This window comes from Bacillus sp. THAF10 (assembly GCF_009363695.1).
Lineage (GTDB): Bacteria > Bacillota > Bacilli > Bacillales > Bacillaceae_I > Sutcliffiella_A.
Genome location: NZ_CP045403.1, coordinates 2510119 through 2526668, shown reverse-complemented (window position 1 = coordinate 2526668; position 16550 = coordinate 2510119). Strand labels below are relative to the sequence as shown.

At 39.5% G+C, this 16550-nt stretch carries 19 protein-coding genes; 15 read left to right on the top strand and 4 right to left on the bottom strand.

Going from position 1 to position 16550, the window contains the following annotated elements:
• Positions 1–5 precede the first annotated feature (5 nt).
• The 9 genes from FIU87_RS13280 (at position 6) to FIU87_RS13240 (ending at position 8862) form a co-directional block, all read left to right on the top strand.
• Positions 6–866 (top strand): ABC transporter ATP-binding protein, encoded by an 861-nt coding sequence (locus FIU87_RS13280; protein WP_152445033.1) that lies wholly within the window; start codon positions 6–8, stop codon positions 864–866.
• A complete protein-coding gene (locus tag FIU87_RS13275) occupies positions 863–1558 on the top strand; it encodes a fluoroquinolone export ABC transporter permease subunit (RefSeq protein ID WP_152445032.1) in 696 nt (231 codons plus the stop codon). The genes FIU87_RS13280 and FIU87_RS13275 overlap by 4 nt, the downstream gene beginning before the upstream one ends.
• Positions 1555–2259 carry a hypothetical protein gene (locus FIU87_RS13270; RefSeq protein ID WP_152445031.1) on the top strand — a complete coding sequence of 235 codons (705 nt, stop codon included), beginning with the start codon at positions 1555–1557 and terminating at the stop codon, positions 2257–2259. Before FIU87_RS13275 ends, FIU87_RS13270 begins: the two co-directional genes overlap by 4 nt.
• A 109-nt stretch (positions 2260–2368) precedes the next feature.
• The gene (locus tag FIU87_RS13265; RefSeq protein WP_152445030.1) at positions 2369–3310 is read left to right on the top strand and encodes a 3-oxoacyl-ACP synthase III family protein; all 942 of its coding nucleotides are present in this window, start codon (positions 2369–2371) and stop codon (positions 3308–3310) included.
• Positions 3311–3770: 460 nt separating this feature from the next.
• The gene (pepF, locus tag FIU87_RS13260; protein ID WP_253905418.1) at positions 3771–5642 is read left to right on the top strand and encodes an oligoendopeptidase F; all 1872 of its coding nucleotides are present in this window, start codon (positions 3771–3773) and stop codon (positions 5640–5642) included.
• 111 nt (positions 5643–5753) lie between these two features.
• Positions 5754–6719: an aromatic acid exporter family protein gene (locus tag FIU87_RS13255; protein WP_152445028.1), complete on the top strand. Its 966-nt coding sequence runs from the start codon at positions 5754–5756 to the stop codon at positions 6717–6719.
• A 60-nt stretch (positions 6720–6779) separates the two neighbouring features.
• Positions 6780–7286, top strand: coding sequence for a L,D-transpeptidase (locus FIU87_RS13250; RefSeq protein ID WP_152445027.1), 507 nt, complete (start codon positions 6780–6782; stop codon positions 7284–7286).
• 182 nt (positions 7287–7468) lie between these two features.
• Entirely contained in the window at positions 7469–8323 is an 855-nt protein-coding gene (locus FIU87_RS13245; RefSeq protein WP_152445026.1) for a hypothetical protein, read from the top strand.
• Positions 8323–8862, top strand: a complete 540-nt coding sequence (locus FIU87_RS13240; RefSeq protein ID WP_152445025.1) for a hypothetical protein — start codon at positions 8323–8325, stop codon at positions 8860–8862. The genes FIU87_RS13245 and FIU87_RS13240 overlap by 1 nt, the downstream gene beginning before the upstream one ends.
• Before the next feature lie 69 nt (positions 8863–8931).
• Here the strand turns inward: FIU87_RS13240 and prli42 are convergent, their stop codons facing one another.
• Positions 8932–9024 (bottom strand): stressosome-associated protein Prli42, encoded by a 93-nt coding sequence (prli42, locus tag FIU87_RS21570; protein ID WP_148966666.1) that lies wholly within the window; start codon positions 9022–9024, stop codon positions 8932–8934.
• 161 nt (positions 9025–9185) lie between these two features.
• Between prli42 and mce the strand changes: the two genes are divergently transcribed.
• The 6 genes from mce (at position 9186) to yunB (ending at position 15144) form a co-directional block, all read left to right on the top strand.
• Complete coding sequence (gene mce, locus FIU87_RS13230; protein WP_152445024.1) at positions 9186–9605, top strand: methylmalonyl-CoA epimerase; 420 nt, start codon at positions 9186–9188, stop codon at positions 9603–9605.
• Positions 9595–11148: an acyl-CoA carboxylase subunit beta gene (locus tag FIU87_RS13225; RefSeq protein ID WP_253905417.1), complete on the top strand. Its 1554-nt coding sequence runs from the start codon at positions 9595–9597 to the stop codon at positions 11146–11148. Before mce ends, FIU87_RS13225 begins: the two co-directional genes overlap by 11 nt.
• Positions 11149–11262: 114 nt before the next feature.
• The gene (locus FIU87_RS13220; protein ID WP_152445023.1) at positions 11263–12381 is read left to right on the top strand and encodes a tripeptidase T; all 1119 of its coding nucleotides are present in this window, start codon (positions 11263–11265) and stop codon (positions 12379–12381) included.
• Between the two features lie 84 nt (positions 12382–12465).
• Positions 12466–12939, top strand: coding sequence for a chemotaxis protein CheW (locus tag FIU87_RS13215; RefSeq protein WP_152445022.1), 474 nt, complete (start codon positions 12466–12468; stop codon positions 12937–12939).
• A gap of 39 nt (positions 12940–12978) precedes the next feature.
• Positions 12979–14232, top strand: a complete 1254-nt coding sequence (locus FIU87_RS13210; RefSeq protein ID WP_152445021.1) for a DNA polymerase IV — start codon at positions 12979–12981, stop codon at positions 14230–14232.
• Positions 14233–14343: 111 nt separating this feature from the next.
• The gene (gene yunB / locus FIU87_RS13205; RefSeq protein ID WP_152445020.1) at positions 14344–15144 is read left to right on the top strand and encodes a sporulation protein YunB; all 801 of its coding nucleotides are present in this window, start codon (positions 14344–14346) and stop codon (positions 15142–15144) included.
• 1 nt (position 15145) lies between these two features.
• Here the strand turns inward: yunB and FIU87_RS21065 are convergent, their stop codons facing one another.
• The 3 genes from FIU87_RS21065 to FIU87_RS13195 form a co-directional block, all read right to left on the bottom strand.
• Positions 15146–15313 carry a hypothetical protein gene (locus tag FIU87_RS21065; protein ID WP_172971058.1) on the bottom strand — a complete coding sequence of 56 codons (168 nt, stop codon included), beginning with the start codon at positions 15311–15313 and terminating at the stop codon, positions 15146–15148.
• The gene (locus FIU87_RS13200; RefSeq protein WP_152445019.1) at positions 15303–15512 is read right to left on the bottom strand and encodes a hypothetical protein; all 210 of its coding nucleotides are present in this window, start codon (positions 15510–15512) and stop codon (positions 15303–15305) included. Before FIU87_RS13200 ends, FIU87_RS21065 begins: the two co-directional genes overlap by 11 nt.
• A gap of 143 nt (positions 15513–15655) precedes the next feature.
• Positions 15656–16501 (bottom strand): HAD family hydrolase, encoded by an 846-nt coding sequence (locus FIU87_RS13195; RefSeq protein WP_152445018.1) that lies wholly within the window; start codon positions 16499–16501, stop codon positions 15656–15658.
• Positions 16502–16550 lie beyond the last annotated feature (49 nt).

Sequence of the window (16550 nt, the reverse complement as noted above, 5' to 3'; positions counted from 1 at the left end):
GAAAATTGATTGAGGTATGTGAGTTAAGCTTTCGTTATAAGAAGAGCGCCGCACCTATCCTTAAAAACATAAGCTTTGAAGTAAAAAAGGGCGAGATTTTTGGGTTTCTAGGCCCTTCTGGAGCGGGGAAAAGTACCGCACAGAAAATACTCATTGGTCTCTTGAGTGATTACTATGGTTCTGTAAAAGTTTTTGGGCAAGAAATGAAACAAAAAAAGAACAATTTTTATGAACAAATCGGGGTTGCATTTGAGTTCCCTAATTTTTATCACAAGCTCACAGGTCTCGAGAATCTCCGTTTGTTTCAAAAACTGTACACAAAGGAAACGGTGCAACCAGAGAGCTTGTTTGCGCAGGTGGGCTTAACAGAGGCGGCTAATCTCCGCTTTGAAAAATACTCCAAAGGCATGAAAATGCGCCTGAATTTTTGTCGAGCCCTTTTAAACGATCCGGACATATTATTTCTAGACGAACCCACATCAGGTCTAGACCCTAATAATAGTAAGCTTTTAAAGGATATCATCCTTGCCAAAAAGTCCGAGGGTAAGACCGTTATTCTTACCACTCATCATATGCATCTTGCAGAAGAGCTCTGTGATAGGGTTGCTTTTATGGTGGAAGGGGAGCTCGCTCTAATCGATACACCAGCAAACTTAAAGAGGCAAGGAAAAGAAAAAACAGTGATAGTTGAATATGCGAAAAAGGAAAATCAGCAAGAAAAAGCTAGCTTTCCATTAACCAGCATTGCAGGAAATAGCGATTTTCTCCGACTATTAAACACAAAAGACATCTTAAGTATCCATACTCACGAAAAGACAATGGAGGATGTGTTTATCGAAGTGACTGGTAGGAAGCTTACGCCATGAAAATGCTCTGGACAGACATCCGATTTCAATACAAGCATGGCTTTTATTTTGCCTATCTGTTTATGGTTTTGGTGTATGTGCTGTTACTTGCTTTTTTACCCAATAGCTACCAGCAAGAGCTGACGGTACTTATCGTCTTTACCGATCCGTCTGTTTTGGGATGCTTTTTTATTGGCGGCATTATTCTTTTAGAAAAAAGCCAAAAAGTGTACGGACCATTATTTATAACAGGCTTATCTATTGGTAGCTTTCTTATTTCCAAGATTCTTTCCTTAGCCCTAATCTCCGTACTATCTAGTCTAGCAATCATGCTTTTTGTGCATCAATTAACCTTTCATATTTTTCCATTTGTAGTGGGGGTCGTGCTGTCTTCGATTGTGTTTACGCTGTTAGGCTTGCTTTTAGCCGTGCGAGTCCGAACGGTTAATCAGTTTTTATTTTCTTCACCACTGCTTATAACAGTATTCTTTCTTCCAGTTGTGAGTATCTTTGTTAGCTGGGATTCTTTCTTGTTAAAAGTTTTGCCAAGCTACGGAGGAATTGTGCTGATTCAAGGTGCCTTTCAAACTTTATCATGGCAGGATTGGCTATATTCAATTTCTATACTTTCCATATGGAGTGTAGGACTGTTTTATCTGGCCACATATAGCTTCAAAGTACATGTCCTTCATAAAGGGGAGGGAGTGACATGAAAATGATGTATCAGCGCATGTTGAATGACGCTAGGTTAATTAGTAGGGACGGAATTCTGATGGTAGGAATTTTCGCTCCACTTTTGATTGCTGTACTTGTTCGCGTGCTTTATCCTTACGCTAATCAGTTGCTGCAGCAATTTAGTGGGTTAGTGCTCTCGAGTTATGTGGAGCTAATCATGGGAATCATCTTTTTGATGATACCAGCGATGCTAGGAATGATGACAGGGTTTATGCTGTTAGATGATCGTGATGAGGGGTTATTGGACTATTATGCTATTACTCCATTGCAAAAAAGCGGATATATTCGGTACCGTTTGGGAGCTAGTTTTACGCTAAGCTTTTTCTTGTTTTTTGCCGTTCATGTTATCACTGACAAAGTAGAGATTTCTTTGTTTCAGAGTCTCATCATCGCGACCATCTTTGCACTCGAAGCTCCAATATTTGCTTTACTTTTAGGAATGCTCGCAGCAAACAAAGTAGAAGGGCTGGCACTCTTTAAGGTGATGAATGTCAGCATCATCACCCCAATTATAGCCATGCTTGTGCCCGGCCTTTGGAAAATTCTCTTCATGCTTATCCCAACCTACTGGCCAGTCGCAGCACTCACTACCGTCAGCACCAACCAATTTATTCCCATCTGCATAGCTGGGCTAGGCATACATTTAGTGCTTCTTGTTTTCCTTGTAAAAAAGTTTTAAAGCCGGGTTCTGAAAGATTTTTTTGATATTCATAGATGCGCAATTTTCCGACAATTTTTGATTTTATGCTACAATTAGGTAGAAAAAAGTCATAATTTGGAGGATTATTATGAAATATAATGCAGGGATCTTAGGAATCGGGGCAAACATACCAGAAAAAATTGTAAACAATGAGGAAATAGCGAAACGTTTTGGGATTAAGGAAGAAGAAATCATCCGAAAGACTGGCATCATGGAACGTCGATACGAAGAACCTGAAACAACGCTAACAGAAATGAGTGTAATCGCTGGAAAACGTGCAATAGAAGATGCAGGGGTTGACCCAAAGGAAATTGATTTGGTCATTATCGGTACAAATACGCACGATACGCATATTACGGCAGCATTGGTACAACATGAAATTGGAGCGGAAACCTGTGCTGGCCTCGACCTGCATTCAGGATGTTCAAGTTTTATCACTGCTCTAGCAACCGGTGCTCAGTTCGTTCAAACTGGACTATATAAAAATGTTCTGGTTGTAGCTGTCGATAAATGTTCAAGCCTATTAAATCCAATGGACAAAAAAACTGCGCTTATATTTTCTGATGGAGCAGCTGCAGTAGTGGTTGGCCGTGTTCCTGAGGATAAAGGCATTCTTGGGATTCACATGCAAATGGATGGAAGCGGTGGCAAGTATCTTCACCTTGATGAAAACAAAAACATCAAGATGGATGGTCGTGCCGTATTTGAATTTGCCGTTGAAAAATTCCCTGAAGCGGTAAAAACAGTTCTGAAAGTATCAGGACATCAACTCGAAGAAGTAGATTTTATCATCCCGCATCAATCTAACCTTCGTATCATTGAAACAGGATTGAAAACAATGGAATTCCCAATGGAGAAAGTGCATACCCATACCATTCAATACTATGGAAACTCTTCAGCACCAACCATTCCAATTGGCCTTTACGAAGAAGTGAAAGCAGGCAACATAAAAGAAGGCGACCTTGTTGTTCTAGCTGGGTATGGAGCAGGACTAGGGTGGGGCGGCATTACACTAAGGTGGGGGAAATAAAACAGAGGGACGACTCTTTCGCAAAACAGAAAGAACCGTCCCTTTTTTGGTATTTTGACAGGATTTCAGTAACATTTGGTGTTGTTTATAATGAACTTGGGTAGCTGTGGGGTTAGCAGGGGAATCAAGGGTGAGCTCCAGCAAGGTTATTGGGAGCTTAGCATGCTCCAAAATCACTTAAGAGCGAAAATTTTGATTTGCGAGCGAAATTCCTCGTTTAAGAGCGAAAATAAAAAATTGCGATCGATAATTTACATTTGCGAGCGAAAAAATGAATTTACGAGCGAAAATCTAATTTTATGAGCAATAGTTAAAATGTGGAAAATCCACCTCGAGTCATCTCCAACTTCTCACTTCCTAAAAACCATCAGATCCATCCCTCCCCCCCAAACCTCCTCTGCATAGAAAAAGCTGGAAAACGCAAACTATTCCTTAGAAGAATCTAAAGGGAGGAATGGGTATGAAAGTAGCGAAAATGTTGGTGGGCATTATTATGGGGGTAGTTTTGTCCCTTCAGCCACTGCTCATCCATGCAGAGGGTCAGAGTTATAAAACTAGAGCAGAGATCCCACAAGAATACAAATGGGACCTGCAAACTCTTTATAAGAAGGAATCCGCTTGGAAGAAGGATGTCCAGCAGGTAAAAAAAATGGCAGAACAATTTAAAAGGAAGGAAGAAAAGATTGTCCATGAAGACCAACTTCACAGTCTTTTAAAAGAATACTTTGCCCTTTCAAGAAAAATGGAGAAAATCTTTGTTTACGCTCGAATTAACCTGGATGTGAACATTAGTGATACGAAAGCACAAGCACTTGCCGAAGAAGGGGAGAACATGATGCTGTATGTGGTAGAGCGGACGGCATGGTTTTCAAACGAAATTCAGGAAGTGGACAAAGAAAAATGGGCGGAGCTAATGCAAAGTGAAACACTTCAACCATACCGAAACTTTCTAAAAGAAACATACGACGAGAAAAACCACTCACTGCCACCGGATATGGAGCAAATGCTGATAAAAACCTTGCCAATGGTCAATGCGCCAAGCGAGCTCTTCAAAATGATGTCAAAGGATTTGGTGTTGCCAAGCTTTAAGGTAAATGAGAAGGAATATGAACTCTCCGCACCGCTTTATGCTGGCTACATGTCTGGTAAAAACCGCGATATCAGAGAGGCTGCATTTAAAACATACTACGGAACGCTCGAAAAGTATCAGGACACCTTTGCTTCCATGCTATCCAACACGGTAAAAGCCAATAACTTTTTTGCCTCGACTAGAAAGTACCCATCGTCACTTGAAGCGCACTTGGAAGGAAACCAGGTCGACCCAAAAGTGTATGATCAGCTCATTGATACCGTAGAAGAGGGCCTCCCGCTTTTACATCGCTATCTAAAACTGAAGGAAAAATACGTGGGAATCGATAATATGCATATGTATGACCTTTCCGCGCCTTCTCCATATACCAAGGAGGAGAAGGTGCCCTATGAAGTGGCGAAAAAGACGGTGATAAATGGCCTCGCTCCAATCGGCTCTGATTACACCAAAGCACTTTCCGCGGGACTTAACGCCAACTGGGTGGATGTTTATCATACCTCAGGAAAAGCAACTGGAGCGTATCAAATTGGCTCCTTTGATTCTCATCCATATGTGCTGATGAATTATCAAGGTCTGCCAAGTGACGTTCTAACATTGGCTCATGAAATGGGACATGCCATGCATTCCTACTTTTCTAATAAAAATCAGCCGTATCAGGATGCTCGCTATGTTACCTTTACGGCAGAGGTAGCCTCCACTCTGCATGAGCACTTACTGCACAAACAGCTAATGGAGGAGGCCAAAACAAAAGAGGAAAAGCTTCATGCGTTGTACCAATATTTAGAGGATTTTCGAGTGACCCTTTTCAGACAAACCCAATTTGCTGAGTTTGAAAAAATCATTCATCAATTGGCACAAGAGGAGCAGCCCTTACATGCAGAAGCCTTGAAAAAAACGTACTATGATTTGAATAAAAAATACTACGGAGAAGCGGTAGAAGTCGACCAAGAAATTTCGATGGAATGGGCACGAGTACCCCACTTTTTTCATTCAAGCTTCTACACCTATCAATATGCTACTAGCTTTGCTGCCTCAGCAGCCTTAGCAGAACAGCTAGAAGAGGAGGGGGCTCGTGCACAAGAGAGAATACGGAAGGAATTGTTCTCAGCTGGTGGCAGTCATCCACCTATAGAAATTTTAAAACGTGCCGGGGTGGATATGAGTAAAAAAGAACCAATCGAAGAATCGTTAAAACGCTACGAAGAGCTAATCAATGAGTTCGAAAAGCTGTTAGAATCCTAAGTAAATGACATGGCTGCTTTGTTAGAGCCATGTTCTTTTCCTTGCTATTTTTCATCAAAATAGTAATATGTGAGATATTGAACAAAACGGAACGGCGGGAGAGCTAGAAATATGAAGAAATTTAAAATTGGTTACCGGACAGCCAAAACTGCATTAGGTACCGGAATCGCTATTAGCATTGCCCAGTTTTTTGAGCTGGATTTTTACGCATCTGCCGGAATAATCGCGATCCTTTGTATCCAGAATACAAAACGAAAATCACTTAAAGTTGCATGGGCACGATTTTTTGCCTGTTCCTTGAGCCTAGCATTTGGGTTTGTTTTTTTTGAATCACTAGGCTACAATCCTGTTTCCATTGCCCTTTTATTATTATTTTTTATCCCCATAACGGTAATGCTGCGAATTACAGAAGGAATTGCCACAAGCTCGGTAATTTTATTGCATGTCTATTCAGTGGAAGCCTATTCCATCGGACTTGTTATAAATGAAATGAGTATCATCTCTATTGGTATTATCGTAGCGCTTATCTTGAATACCTACATGCCAAGCGTTGACAAAGAGCTTAGGGAGTTTCAGTTCAGAATTGAAGATAACTTTCATAAAGTGTTTGCGGAAATTGCGCACTATCTCAAGGAAGGAGACCGGGGGTGGGATGGCAAAGAAATTTCAGACACCAACTTAATTTTAAAGGAAGCGAAAAGCCTAGCATTCCGAGACGTGGAAAACCATTTCAAACGTGAAGAAAATCATTATTATCATTATTTTAAAATGAGAGAAAAACAACTAGATGTGATGGAAAGGATGCTTCCCATCGTTGCCACTATTGAGCAAGATTTTGAACAAGCAAAAATGGTGGCTGATTTCATTGAGGATCTTGAAGACGCCATTCACGGGGGAAATACAGCTTATCGATTTTTACACCGCCTTCGTGAGATGCGTGAAATTTTCACAGAAATGCCGCTGCCACAAACCCGAGAAGAATTCGAATCAAGAGCCTCCCTTCGTCACCTGTTAAAGGAAATTGAACAATACCTTATTATTAAAAGTGAATTCATTGGCTTAAAAAATTCCTGCTAAAAGTATGGAAAGAGCATCTTTCAACCACACTAAGCTTAAAAAGAGGCAGGTGGAAGAAAGATGTTTCTTTTTTCACTTATTTTCGCATTAGTAACCTCGCCATTATGGCCACTTGGACCAAATCCACTCCCTGGAGATCCATACATTATCGTCAATAAACAAACGAACCAGCTTGCCTACTTTCAAGGTGAGGAATTAAAGGAAGTCCACCTAGTTGCCACCGGGAAATCAGAAGACCTCACTCCAGAGGGTGAATTCAATATTATCGTCAAAGCGATTAACCCTTACTACCGGAAAAAAGACATTGCTGGTGGTGATAAGAAAAATCCCCTTGGTACGCGGTGGATTGGCTTTGACGCCGAAAATACCGATGGAAGGACGTATGGTGTGCACGGCACCAATAGGCCAGACACCATCGGAGGCTATGTGACACAAGGGTGTATCAGACTCGAAAACAAACATGTAGAAGAACTTTTCAATAAAGTGCCCGTAGGAACAAAAATTTGGGTAGTAAAGTCGTGGAAATCATTTGAAGAATTAGGCAAAGAAAAGGGAGTCATGAAATAAATTGTAGAGCGGCCAAAGCAATTTGTGGCCGCTCTTTTTTTGTGAGTGAAACAATTACCAAAAAATTCTAAACAAAAAAGAAATGTTGCGCTATAATTATTTTGATGGAAGATAACTAGAAAAAGAGGGGAATAATGGATGGGCAATAAGCAAAAGAGGGCAACTGCAAGGGTAGTTGTAACATGCTAAAAAAATTTATATTTACAGGCGTTTTGCTCGCAATAGTTAGTTGGGCAGGGAATATGTATTACTACAACTCCCAACAGCTAGAAAGACCAATAATGATGAAGCATTATTATGAACTACCAAAGGAACACATCGATTTTTTCCGACTGCACTATATCACAAACAAAGTAGAACAGATGGACATCGCTTGGGTAGAATTTCCTGAACTCGGCGAACATCATCTAGCTATCTCCTCAGACCAATCCCACGATCAAGGGAACTATTACCAAAGCCATAAAATAAAGACACTTCACCTTACTACCTACCATGATTCACTTCCAAAGCAAAAGGAAGATATTATCCTCACAAAAATGACCGCTCATTTTACCAATGGTGATTCTCATACCTATGAGATTGGAGAAATCGTCTTCAAAGAATCCAATAGAGGTCCTTTTCAGTTTAGAGGTAGTGGGGGTTCATCAGATGGAACAGGCTATGATAATATGTCTTCTTCAGAAATGGGGCTCGAAGTGACGGATGTGACTATTCGTGGTCATGAGAGACTAGGGAACTTCTCCCTTACCATTAATAAACAAGAGTTTGAACCAAAAAGTAAGGAGAACGGTATTACAACAATGAAGCTTCAAGGAAAAGAAGAAGCACTTCCTATAAGATTTCTAAATGTGAAACACGCCTTTTCATTTGAGTCAGATGATCCGAATCGATTCCACTTTTACTCGATCATTCCTATCATAAATGGACTGAAAGAAAACGGAGAACCCTTCAAGCAAGATTTCCATGCAAACTATGAGCCTTATTTTTCTGAAAAAGAGTTAAAACAATACATGAAAGCAGCAAAGGAGAATAACTAATGTATGATACATATAGAGGTCTAACAAAAATCCTATGGGGATTTGTCGTTGTGCTGCTAGATATCAATATCGAGTATGTTAGCATCATCCCTGATTTTATTGGGTATGGCATGATTGCTTATGGATTATCACAGCTACAGCTTGAAAAAGAAAGAAACTTTGCAATCTTTATCGGCGTACTTGCTCTTCCAGCCTTTGTCGTTCCAAACCCGAATATGCTCAATATGCAATTTCACGACAACGTAATGGCTACTTGGTATCATTCCGCACTTGGCATTCTTCACTTCGTCTTGATGGTGTTGATTATACTGAAGTTAATAAAAATGGCAGAGGAAAAAGGATTATATAGTATAGGAAAAAGAACTTCGAACCGCCTGAGAATATATGTTATATCTAACTTAGTAATTTTAACCGCAATCCCATTTGGCTTGAACTTTGCAGAGACACTGGGGATGTTCCTCATTATGTTAGTAATCTTTGTCTTTATTATGGAAATTGTCATGATTGTCTCCATTGCACAATTTCGAAGAGTAATTTAGCACAAACAATAGAAAAAAGACGAGCTACCAATCGGTGATGGATGTAGCTCGTCTTAATTTATCAATCTATTAAAAAAACATTGAAGCTCCTGCTAAAAGAGTTGTGATTAACATAACACCAATCATTAAATAAACAACAACCTTTTGGAATTTGCGGTTCATCATTGAGCAATTTCACTCCCTATCAATTCTGCTCTTCTTATTGTACAAGGTTTTTTTCCCATTCTCAAGCGAGGAATCTAATGGAATAAGGGAGGAATTTTGCAGAAAAAGTCGAAATGATATAAAGTCATATTGAGGGAGATACAACAGGGGGGAAAAACATGATTAAAAATGTAAACCATATCGGGATTGCTGTAAACTCCATAGAGACAGCGCTTCCATTTTATACAGAAACATTGGGGTTGACCTTTTTAGCAGTGGAGCATGTAGCAGCACAACGGGTGAGAGTAGCTTTTATTGATGCAGGAAACTGCAAGCTGGAGCTTTTAGAACCAACCTCACCTGACAGCCCGGTTGCAAAATTTATTGAAAAACGTGGGGAAGGCATTCATCATGTAGCACTGAGTGTGGATGATATTGAAGCTAGAATCCAGGAAATGATAGACCGTGGTATTCCAATGATTGACAAGCAATCAAGAGTGGGTGCCGGTGGAGCAAATATTGCATTTATGCATCCAAAAGCAAGCAATGGCGTACTGGTAGAATTCTGTGAAAAGGCGGCGACACACCATGACAATTGATATTTATGAAAAAATTAATGAACTGTATGACAAACGTCGCGAAGTAGAGCTTGGCGGCGGCGACGATCGCATTGATAAGCAACATGAAAAAGGGAAGCTAACAGCAAGAGAACGTATTGAACTTCTTGTGGATGAAGGTACGTTTGTTGAACTGAATCCGTTTATCGAGCACCGTTGTAATGATTTCGGTCTTCAAGGGAAAAAGGGACCAGGTGACGGAGTTGTTACAGGGTATGGAAAAGTTAACGGAAAACCAATCTACCTCTTTTCACAGGATTTCACTGTTTTCGGTGGGGCGCTAGGAGAAATGCACGCGAAGAAAATAGCCAATGTAATGGATATGGCAGCAAAAAACGGTGCGCCAATCGTTGGGTTAAATGACTCAGGTGGAGCACGTATTCAAGAAGGAGTACTTTCTTTAGATGGATACGGTCATATTTTTTACCGGAATTCCATCTACTCAGGCGTGATTCCACAAATTTCTGTAATAATGGGACCTTGTGCTGGCGGTGCTGTATACTCCCCAGCCATTACTGACTTTGTTTTCATGGTGGAAAAAACGAGCCAAATGTTTATCACAGGCCCTAAAGTTATTGAAACAGTGACAGGGGAAAAAATTAGTTCAGAAGGCTTAGGCGGGGCAAAAGTACATAACTCAATTAGCGGAAATGCACACTTTTCCAGCTCTTCAGAGGAGGAAGTTCTTGCGCAAGTACGAAACCTTCTAAGCTACCTTCCACAAAATAATGAAGAAAAACCAGAGCGAATTTCTTGCGAACAGGGTGATGATTATCGCCCAGATCTAGCAGATGCCATTCCATTTGATGCCATCAGACCATATGATGTACGCCTTGTCATTAATCAAGTAGTGGATGAAGGCTCCTTTATGGAGGTGCATAAAGATTTCGCGAAAAATATCGTCGTAGGTCTTGCCAGACTAAAGGGAGAAGTGGTGGGTCTTGTTTGTAACCAGCCAAAAGTAATGGCGGGAGGGTTAGATATTGATTCCTCTGATAAAGCGTCACGTTTTATTCGATTCTGTGATTCCTTTAATATCCCATTGATAACGTTTGAAGATGTTACTGGTTTCTTCCCTGGTGTGAAACAAGAGCATGGAGGTATTATTCGTCACGGAGCAAAAATACTCTATGCTTATTCTGAAGCGACAGTACCAAAGCTTACAGTCATCTTACGAAAAGCCTATGGGGGAGCATATGTTGCCTTAAATAGTAAATCTATTGGAGCCGATCTTGTATATGCATGGCCAAACGCAGAAATTGCGGTAATGGGTCCACAAGGAGCAGCGAACATTATTTTTGCAAGAGAAATTAACGAAAGCGCGAATCCGGAAGAAACGCGTGCCCAAAAAATTGAGGAATATCGTGAAAAATTTGCAAACCCATATGTGGCAGCAAGCCAAGGGATGGTAGATGATGTGATTGATCCAAGAGACACTAGAATAAAGCTAATTCAAGCACTAGAGATGCTCCGAAACAAGAAAGAAACTCGCCCTAACAAAAAGCACGGTAACATTCCATTATAAAAGGAGAGGTGGCAGGTGAAAGCTTGTCGCCTTTCTTCATGGTAAATAAGGAAAATCTCCCTTGTTTAGGGTATAATAGGATAGGATTCAAAAAGTAGTAGGAGGAACATACATATGATTAACAGAGATAGATTAGTGGAAGAGTTTTTAGAATTAGTGCAAGTAGATTCAGAAACAAAATGCGAAGCAGAAATTTGTAAGGTTTTAAAAGAAAAATTCTCTGCTCTTGGTGTACATGTCGTAGAAGATGACACGATGAATGAAACAGGTCATGGTGCTGGTAACTTAATTTGTACACTTGAGGGAACAAAAGATGGAGTAGACACTATCTATTTCACCTCCCACATGGATACGGTAGTCCCTGGTAAAGGAGTTAAACCATCCATTCAAGATGGATACATTGTTACAGATGGAACAACAATCCTTGGTGCTGATGACAAGGCTGGTCTTGCAGCAATGCTAGAAGCAGTAAGGGTTTTAAAAGAAAACAACATTGAACATGGAAAAATTGAATTTGTAATCACAGTTGGAGAAGAGTCAGGACTAGTTGGTGCTAAAGCACTTGATCCAAAAATGGTAACAGCAAAATTTGGTTTTGCTTTAGACAGTGATGGCACAGTTGGAAATATCATTGTTGCTGCTCCAACACAAGCAAAAGTAAAGGCGACGATCTACGGAAAAACTGCTCATGCGGGAGTGGCTCCTGAAAAAGGCGTATCTGCAATAACCATTGCCGCTAAATCAATCGCTAAAATGCCACTTGGCCGTATAGATGAAGAAACAACAGCAAACATTGGTCGCTTTGAGGGTGGAGGACCTACGAATATTGTTTGTGATCGAGTTGATATTTTAGCGGAAGCACGTTCACTAGTTCCTGAAAAAATGGAAGCGCAAGTTGCAAAAATGAAAGAAGCTTTTGAAACAGTTGCTTCTGAAATGGGTGGCCGCGCGGAAGTTCTAGTAGATATTATGTATCCAGGCTTTAAATATGCTGACGGCGATCATGTAGTTGAAGTTGCAAAACGTGCGGTATCTGATATTGGTAGAACGCCAGAATTACAACGCAGTGGTGGCGGAAGTGATGCAAATGTGATTGCTGGATTTGGCGTACCGACTGTTAATTTAGCGGTTGGTTATGAAGAAATTCATACTACGAACGAAAGAATGCCTATTGAAGAATTAATAAAAACAACAGAGCTTGTTGTAAGCATCATGAAAGAAGTAGCAAAATAAAATAGTTGGGAAAGCTTGGTGTAAAATGCCAAGCTTTTTTTCTTAGAGTGAATTATAATAATACAAAAGGCAGGGAGGAAAGTTATGGAATCGAAAAAGCTTGTTATTTTTGAATCAAGTAAAGAAGAGTATGGGATTTCAGTAGAGCATGTGATTTCAATTGAAAAACTAAGTGCACTTACAGTATTACCAGAAATGCCAGCATACTTAAAAGGTGTAATGAAAGTAAGAAACGAACTGATACCTGTATTAGATACAAAAAGAATATTGTTCTCAGATAATTTAACAGTCACAGACAAAACTCGTTTAATTGTGGTGCAAACTTCTAGCATTTCTGCTGGATTGTTAGTAGAAGATGCAAAAGAGATATTGGATGTTCAACCAGAAGCAATGCAGGAATTGTCCATGCTTGCACAGCATTCCACTCCATACATAAAGGCTATGGTGAACTTAGAGAGCCGATTAATTGCTGTACTGGATCCTTACACTCTTATTATGAATTTAGCGAATATTACCGAAATTGAAGAAGCTGTAGAAAAACATAAAGCTACAAACTAGTATTATAATGATTGTAATACTAAATAGGAATGATTGGTTATGAAAGAAACAGAAAAGAAAAAGCATCGTATTATTTTTCATGTAGATATGAATAGCTTTTATGCATCCGTAGAAATGGCCTATGATCCTGCATTAAAGGGAAAGCCCGTAGCAATTGCTGGCAACGTGGAAGAGCGTAAAGGGATAATTATTACGTGTAGTTATGAGGCAAGGGCTTTGGGAGTGAAAACAACCATGCCTTTATGGGAAGCTAAACAAAAGTGCCCTCAGCTTATTGTAAGAAAGCCAAATATTGATCGTTATCGAAAAAGCTCACAGGCCATGTTTGATGTATTAAGGCAATATACCGATTTGGTAGAACCGGTATCCATTGATGAAGGATACATGGATATTACGGATTACTCTGGAACGTTGACTCCACTACAAATTGCCGAAGAGATACAGAAACGATTACATTTGGAATTACTTCTCCCTTGCAGCATTGGGGTAGCACCTAACAAATTTTTGGCTAAAATGGCCTCAGATATGAAAAAGCCATTAGGAATAACGGTACTTAGAAAAAGAGAGATAAGTGAAATTCTCTGGCCGTTGAAAGTGGAAGAAATGCATGGTGTCGGAGCGAAAACAGCTGAGAAACTAAACTCGATATCTATTTTTACGATTGGCGACCTTGCAGCGGGCAACGAGGTACAGCTCAAACATCTCCTGGGGATTAATGGAGAGCGTCTTAAAAAGCGTGCGAATGGGGACGACAATCGACCGGTTGACCCCGATAGTGTGTCAGAATTTAAGAGCATTGGAAATTCTACTACGCTTCCAAAGGATACAGATAATGAACGTTCATTAGAACAGACCATCGATAAGTTATCCGTTTCTGTGAGTGCGAGAATGAAAAGAAAATCGGTAGTCAGCAGAAATATTCAACTGATGATTCGGTATGGTATTCACCATACTGTAACAAGAAGCAGAAAACTTGCGAATCCGATAGAAAATGCAGAACAAATAAAGGAAGCAGCGATGTTTCTTTTAAAAAAACACTGGAATGGTGAGCCAATTCGTCTTCTTGGCGTGACTGCTCAAGAGCTGGAAGAAAAAGATGACTCCTTTAAACAGCTTGATTTGTTTACTTATCATGAAGATGCAAAGAAAGAACCGCTTCATAGGACACTTCATGATCTGGAAAAGAAATATGGAAAAGGAATTATAAGAAAAGGGATCAAGAATAAAAATACAGCGGATGCTAACTCATCTGCAAAAATCACGACCAGCTTTCAAAAGGATTTCTTAGAATAATTTTTTGATTTTCTCGTCCGTCAATATTGATTGGACGGTTTTTTTATTTGGAGAAAAAGTTAATAATCTGTCCACTTGTTTTATATATATTAGGGAAGGAGGAAAACAACGATGAAGAGAATGCGACGGACTTCCCTTATAAAGAGAGGACCTTTACCTGTAAAATATGTTTTATTGATTACTTTCATTTTCTTTAACATTTTTACTGTTTTTAGCCTAATAGTAATTAATAAAAACCTTGAACCTACCTTGCGAAGTATTGCAGAAACAAAAGCAAGACAGATAGCAACACAGGCAATAAATGATGCAGTGGCAGAAACAATCGCAATGAGTATGGACCCTGAGGAGTTAATGATTGTGAGAGAAGGGGGTCCTGAAAGTGTGTTAGTTAGTACAAATTATCAACTGGTGAACAAGGTCGTCACTGATACGAACTCAAGTGTACAAAGATACATTGGCTACTTAGAAGATGGGAATATCGAGGCACTAAATCAGTATAATTTGGATTCAAATATAGACTATGAAGCTTCAAAGAAACAGCACGGAATTGTTTATAATATTCCTTTAGGGATGGCAACACAAACAACTTTATTCTCAAACTTAGGACCAAAGATTCCCATTAAGTTCGTTATACTAGGTGATGTTATATCTGATGTGGAAACAAAGGTTTTGGAGCCAGGTATTAATAATACTCTTTTAGACATATACTTAAATGTTAGTGTAACAATGAACATTGTCATTCCTTTGATTGAAGAACCAATTGAAGTAAACAATTCCGTCAAACTTGGAGACATGCTTATCCCAGGAAAGGTTCCATTATACTATAATGGAAACGGAAGCGGATCAGGAGCACCTGTGCCAATTATTTTGCCAGACAAAGAGCTGGAAAAAAACAATAATAATAATAATTAACTTACCTGTGGTCTCTTTCACAGGTATTTTTTTGTTGAGTGATATATGAAATCACATCCTCCTTGCATACTTTTACGACACTAGAAATAATGTCGAGATCATTTGTTACCTTTAAATCGATTAATCTCTTCGCTATTTCAAGACGAGATGCTTCTGCATTACGAGCCATGGTGCTGAGATTCCTCATCGTTTTGTAGAACATTTTTCATTCCTTGCATTCCTAATAAACATAAAGAAGTAAGCATGCTGAATGTGAAGACTGGTGCATTGCCTGAAGCATCTGTAATCATGAAATAGAAAAGAACAGCAAAGCCGGAAACAGCTAATAGTTTTAATACAAGGTAGAAAGATTTTTGTAAAGAGTTCATTAATAGTCACCTCATTCATATATTAGAACGTTTGTTCTGTTTTTATTATAAAGGAACAGATGTTCGGTTTGCAACTATTAATTGAAAAAATTTAATAGATTTTTTTGGACATAAGAAAAATCCCCTACACGAGGGGATTTTCTTCATATTATACTATTTATAAGCTTGGTTTCTAGCATTTCAGCAAGCTCCTTAAGGTTCTTTACTGTGTAGCCGCTCTCACTGTTTTTGAAAAGGTTAAAAGGATCAATACATATCGTTTGGCAACCAAGTCTCGCTGCTGGGAGAATTTCATTTATGTAGTTGTCTCCAACACTTAGCATTTCTTCAAAGGTAACATCACAATTTTCTGCAATAGCTTGGAGTTGTTTTGTGGTTGAGGTTGGTTTATTTGCCTCATAAACTTTAGCATCAAAGAAGGAAGTGAACCCAAGCTTCTTTAAAATGACATCGCTGTCAGTTTGCGGGCTGTTCGTCATGAGCACTAGCTGGTATTTTCCGTGAAGTTTTTCTAATACTTCTGCAAATTCCTTAAGTGGCTCTAAGACAAACTCATCGGTCATCATATGCTCTCTTGTTTGCAAAAAGGCAGCATACGTCTCTTCAGTAGACAGACCGTAATGCTTGGCGATTGATACCGGTACCCACCATAAATCTCCGATGCTAAGCATGTTAAAAAGGTCAAACTTTAGTGTTTCAGGATAAAGAGATTGGAGCTTTTGCTGTGTGATTTCCTCGCCATTCCAAGACCAAGCAGCCGTGACATTTCCATCTTGATGAGCCAGGATTAAGTCTTGTCTAGCATCATAGACTCTTCCAACCTTTAACGTATGTAAGTCATTTTCTACTGCAACATAATCATTTTCGAAGGCAGTCTGATGTTCTTGTGGTAGCATTTTTTTTAATAGATTTGCGTAATAGCTGAAATGATGCGTATCTTCATATAACGTTCCGTCTAAATCAAAAACAATCGTCCGAATATTTTCCATTAGAATCCACTCCTTTTATTGTCTATCCATATTGTACTATATTCCAGCT

Bases quoted from the DNA above. Each gene is read 5' to 3' on its own strand.
- pepF (WP_253905418.1), top strand. From the start codon at position 3,771: ATGAAAGTAGCGAAAATGTTGGTGGGCATTATTATGGGGGTAGTTTTG.
- FIU87_RS13265 (WP_152445030.1), top strand. From the start codon at position 2,369: ATGAAATATAATGCAGGGATCTTAGGAATCGGGGCAAACATACCAGAA.
- mce (WP_152445024.1), top strand. From the start codon at position 9,186: ATGATTAAAAATGTAAACCATATCGGGATTGCTGTAAACTCCATAGAG.
- FIU87_RS13200 (WP_152445019.1), bottom strand. From the start codon at position 15,512: ATGAACTCTTTACAAAAATCTTTCTACCTTGTATTAAAACTATTAGCT.
- prli42 (WP_148966666.1), bottom strand. From the start codon at position 9,024: ATGAACCGCAAATTCCAAAAGGTTGTTGTTTATTTAATGATTGGTGTT.
- FIU87_RS13215 (WP_152445022.1), top strand. From the start codon at position 12,466: ATGGAATCGAAAAAGCTTGTTATTTTTGAATCAAGTAAAGAAGAGTAT.
- FIU87_RS21065 (WP_172971058.1), bottom strand. From the start codon at position 15,313: ATGGCTCGTAATGCAGAAGCATCTCGTCTTGAAATAGCGAAGAGATTA.
- FIU87_RS13220 (WP_152445023.1), top strand. From the start codon at position 11,263: ATGATTAACAGAGATAGATTAGTGGAAGAGTTTTTAGAATTAGTGCAA.
- FIU87_RS13275 (WP_152445032.1), top strand. From the start codon at position 863: ATGAAAATGCTCTGGACAGACATCCGATTTCAATACAAGCATGGCTTT.
- FIU87_RS13255 (WP_152445028.1), top strand. From the start codon at position 5,754: ATGAAGAAATTTAAAATTGGTTACCGGACAGCCAAAACTGCATTAGGT.
- yunB (WP_152445020.1), top strand. From the start codon at position 14,344: ATGAAGAGAATGCGACGGACTTCCCTTATAAAGAGAGGACCTTTACCT.
- FIU87_RS13195 (WP_152445018.1), bottom strand. From the start codon at position 16,501: ATGGAAAATATTCGGACGATTGTTTTTGATTTAGACGGAACGTTATAT.
- FIU87_RS13210 (WP_152445021.1), top strand. From the start codon at position 12,979: ATGAAAGAAACAGAAAAGAAAAAGCATCGTATTATTTTTCATGTAGAT.
- FIU87_RS13250 (WP_152445027.1), top strand. From the start codon at position 6,780: ATGTTTCTTTTTTCACTTATTTTCGCATTAGTAACCTCGCCATTATGG.
- FIU87_RS13225 (WP_253905417.1), top strand. From the start codon at position 9,595: ATGACAATTGATATTTATGAAAAAATTAATGAACTGTATGACAAACGT.
- FIU87_RS13270 (WP_152445031.1), top strand. From the start codon at position 1,555: ATGAAAATGATGTATCAGCGCATGTTGAATGACGCTAGGTTAATTAGT.
- FIU87_RS13245 (WP_152445026.1), top strand. From the start codon at position 7,469: ATGCTAAAAAAATTTATATTTACAGGCGTTTTGCTCGCAATAGTTAGT.
- FIU87_RS13240 (WP_152445025.1), top strand. From the start codon at position 8,323: ATGTATGATACATATAGAGGTCTAACAAAAATCCTATGGGGATTTGTC.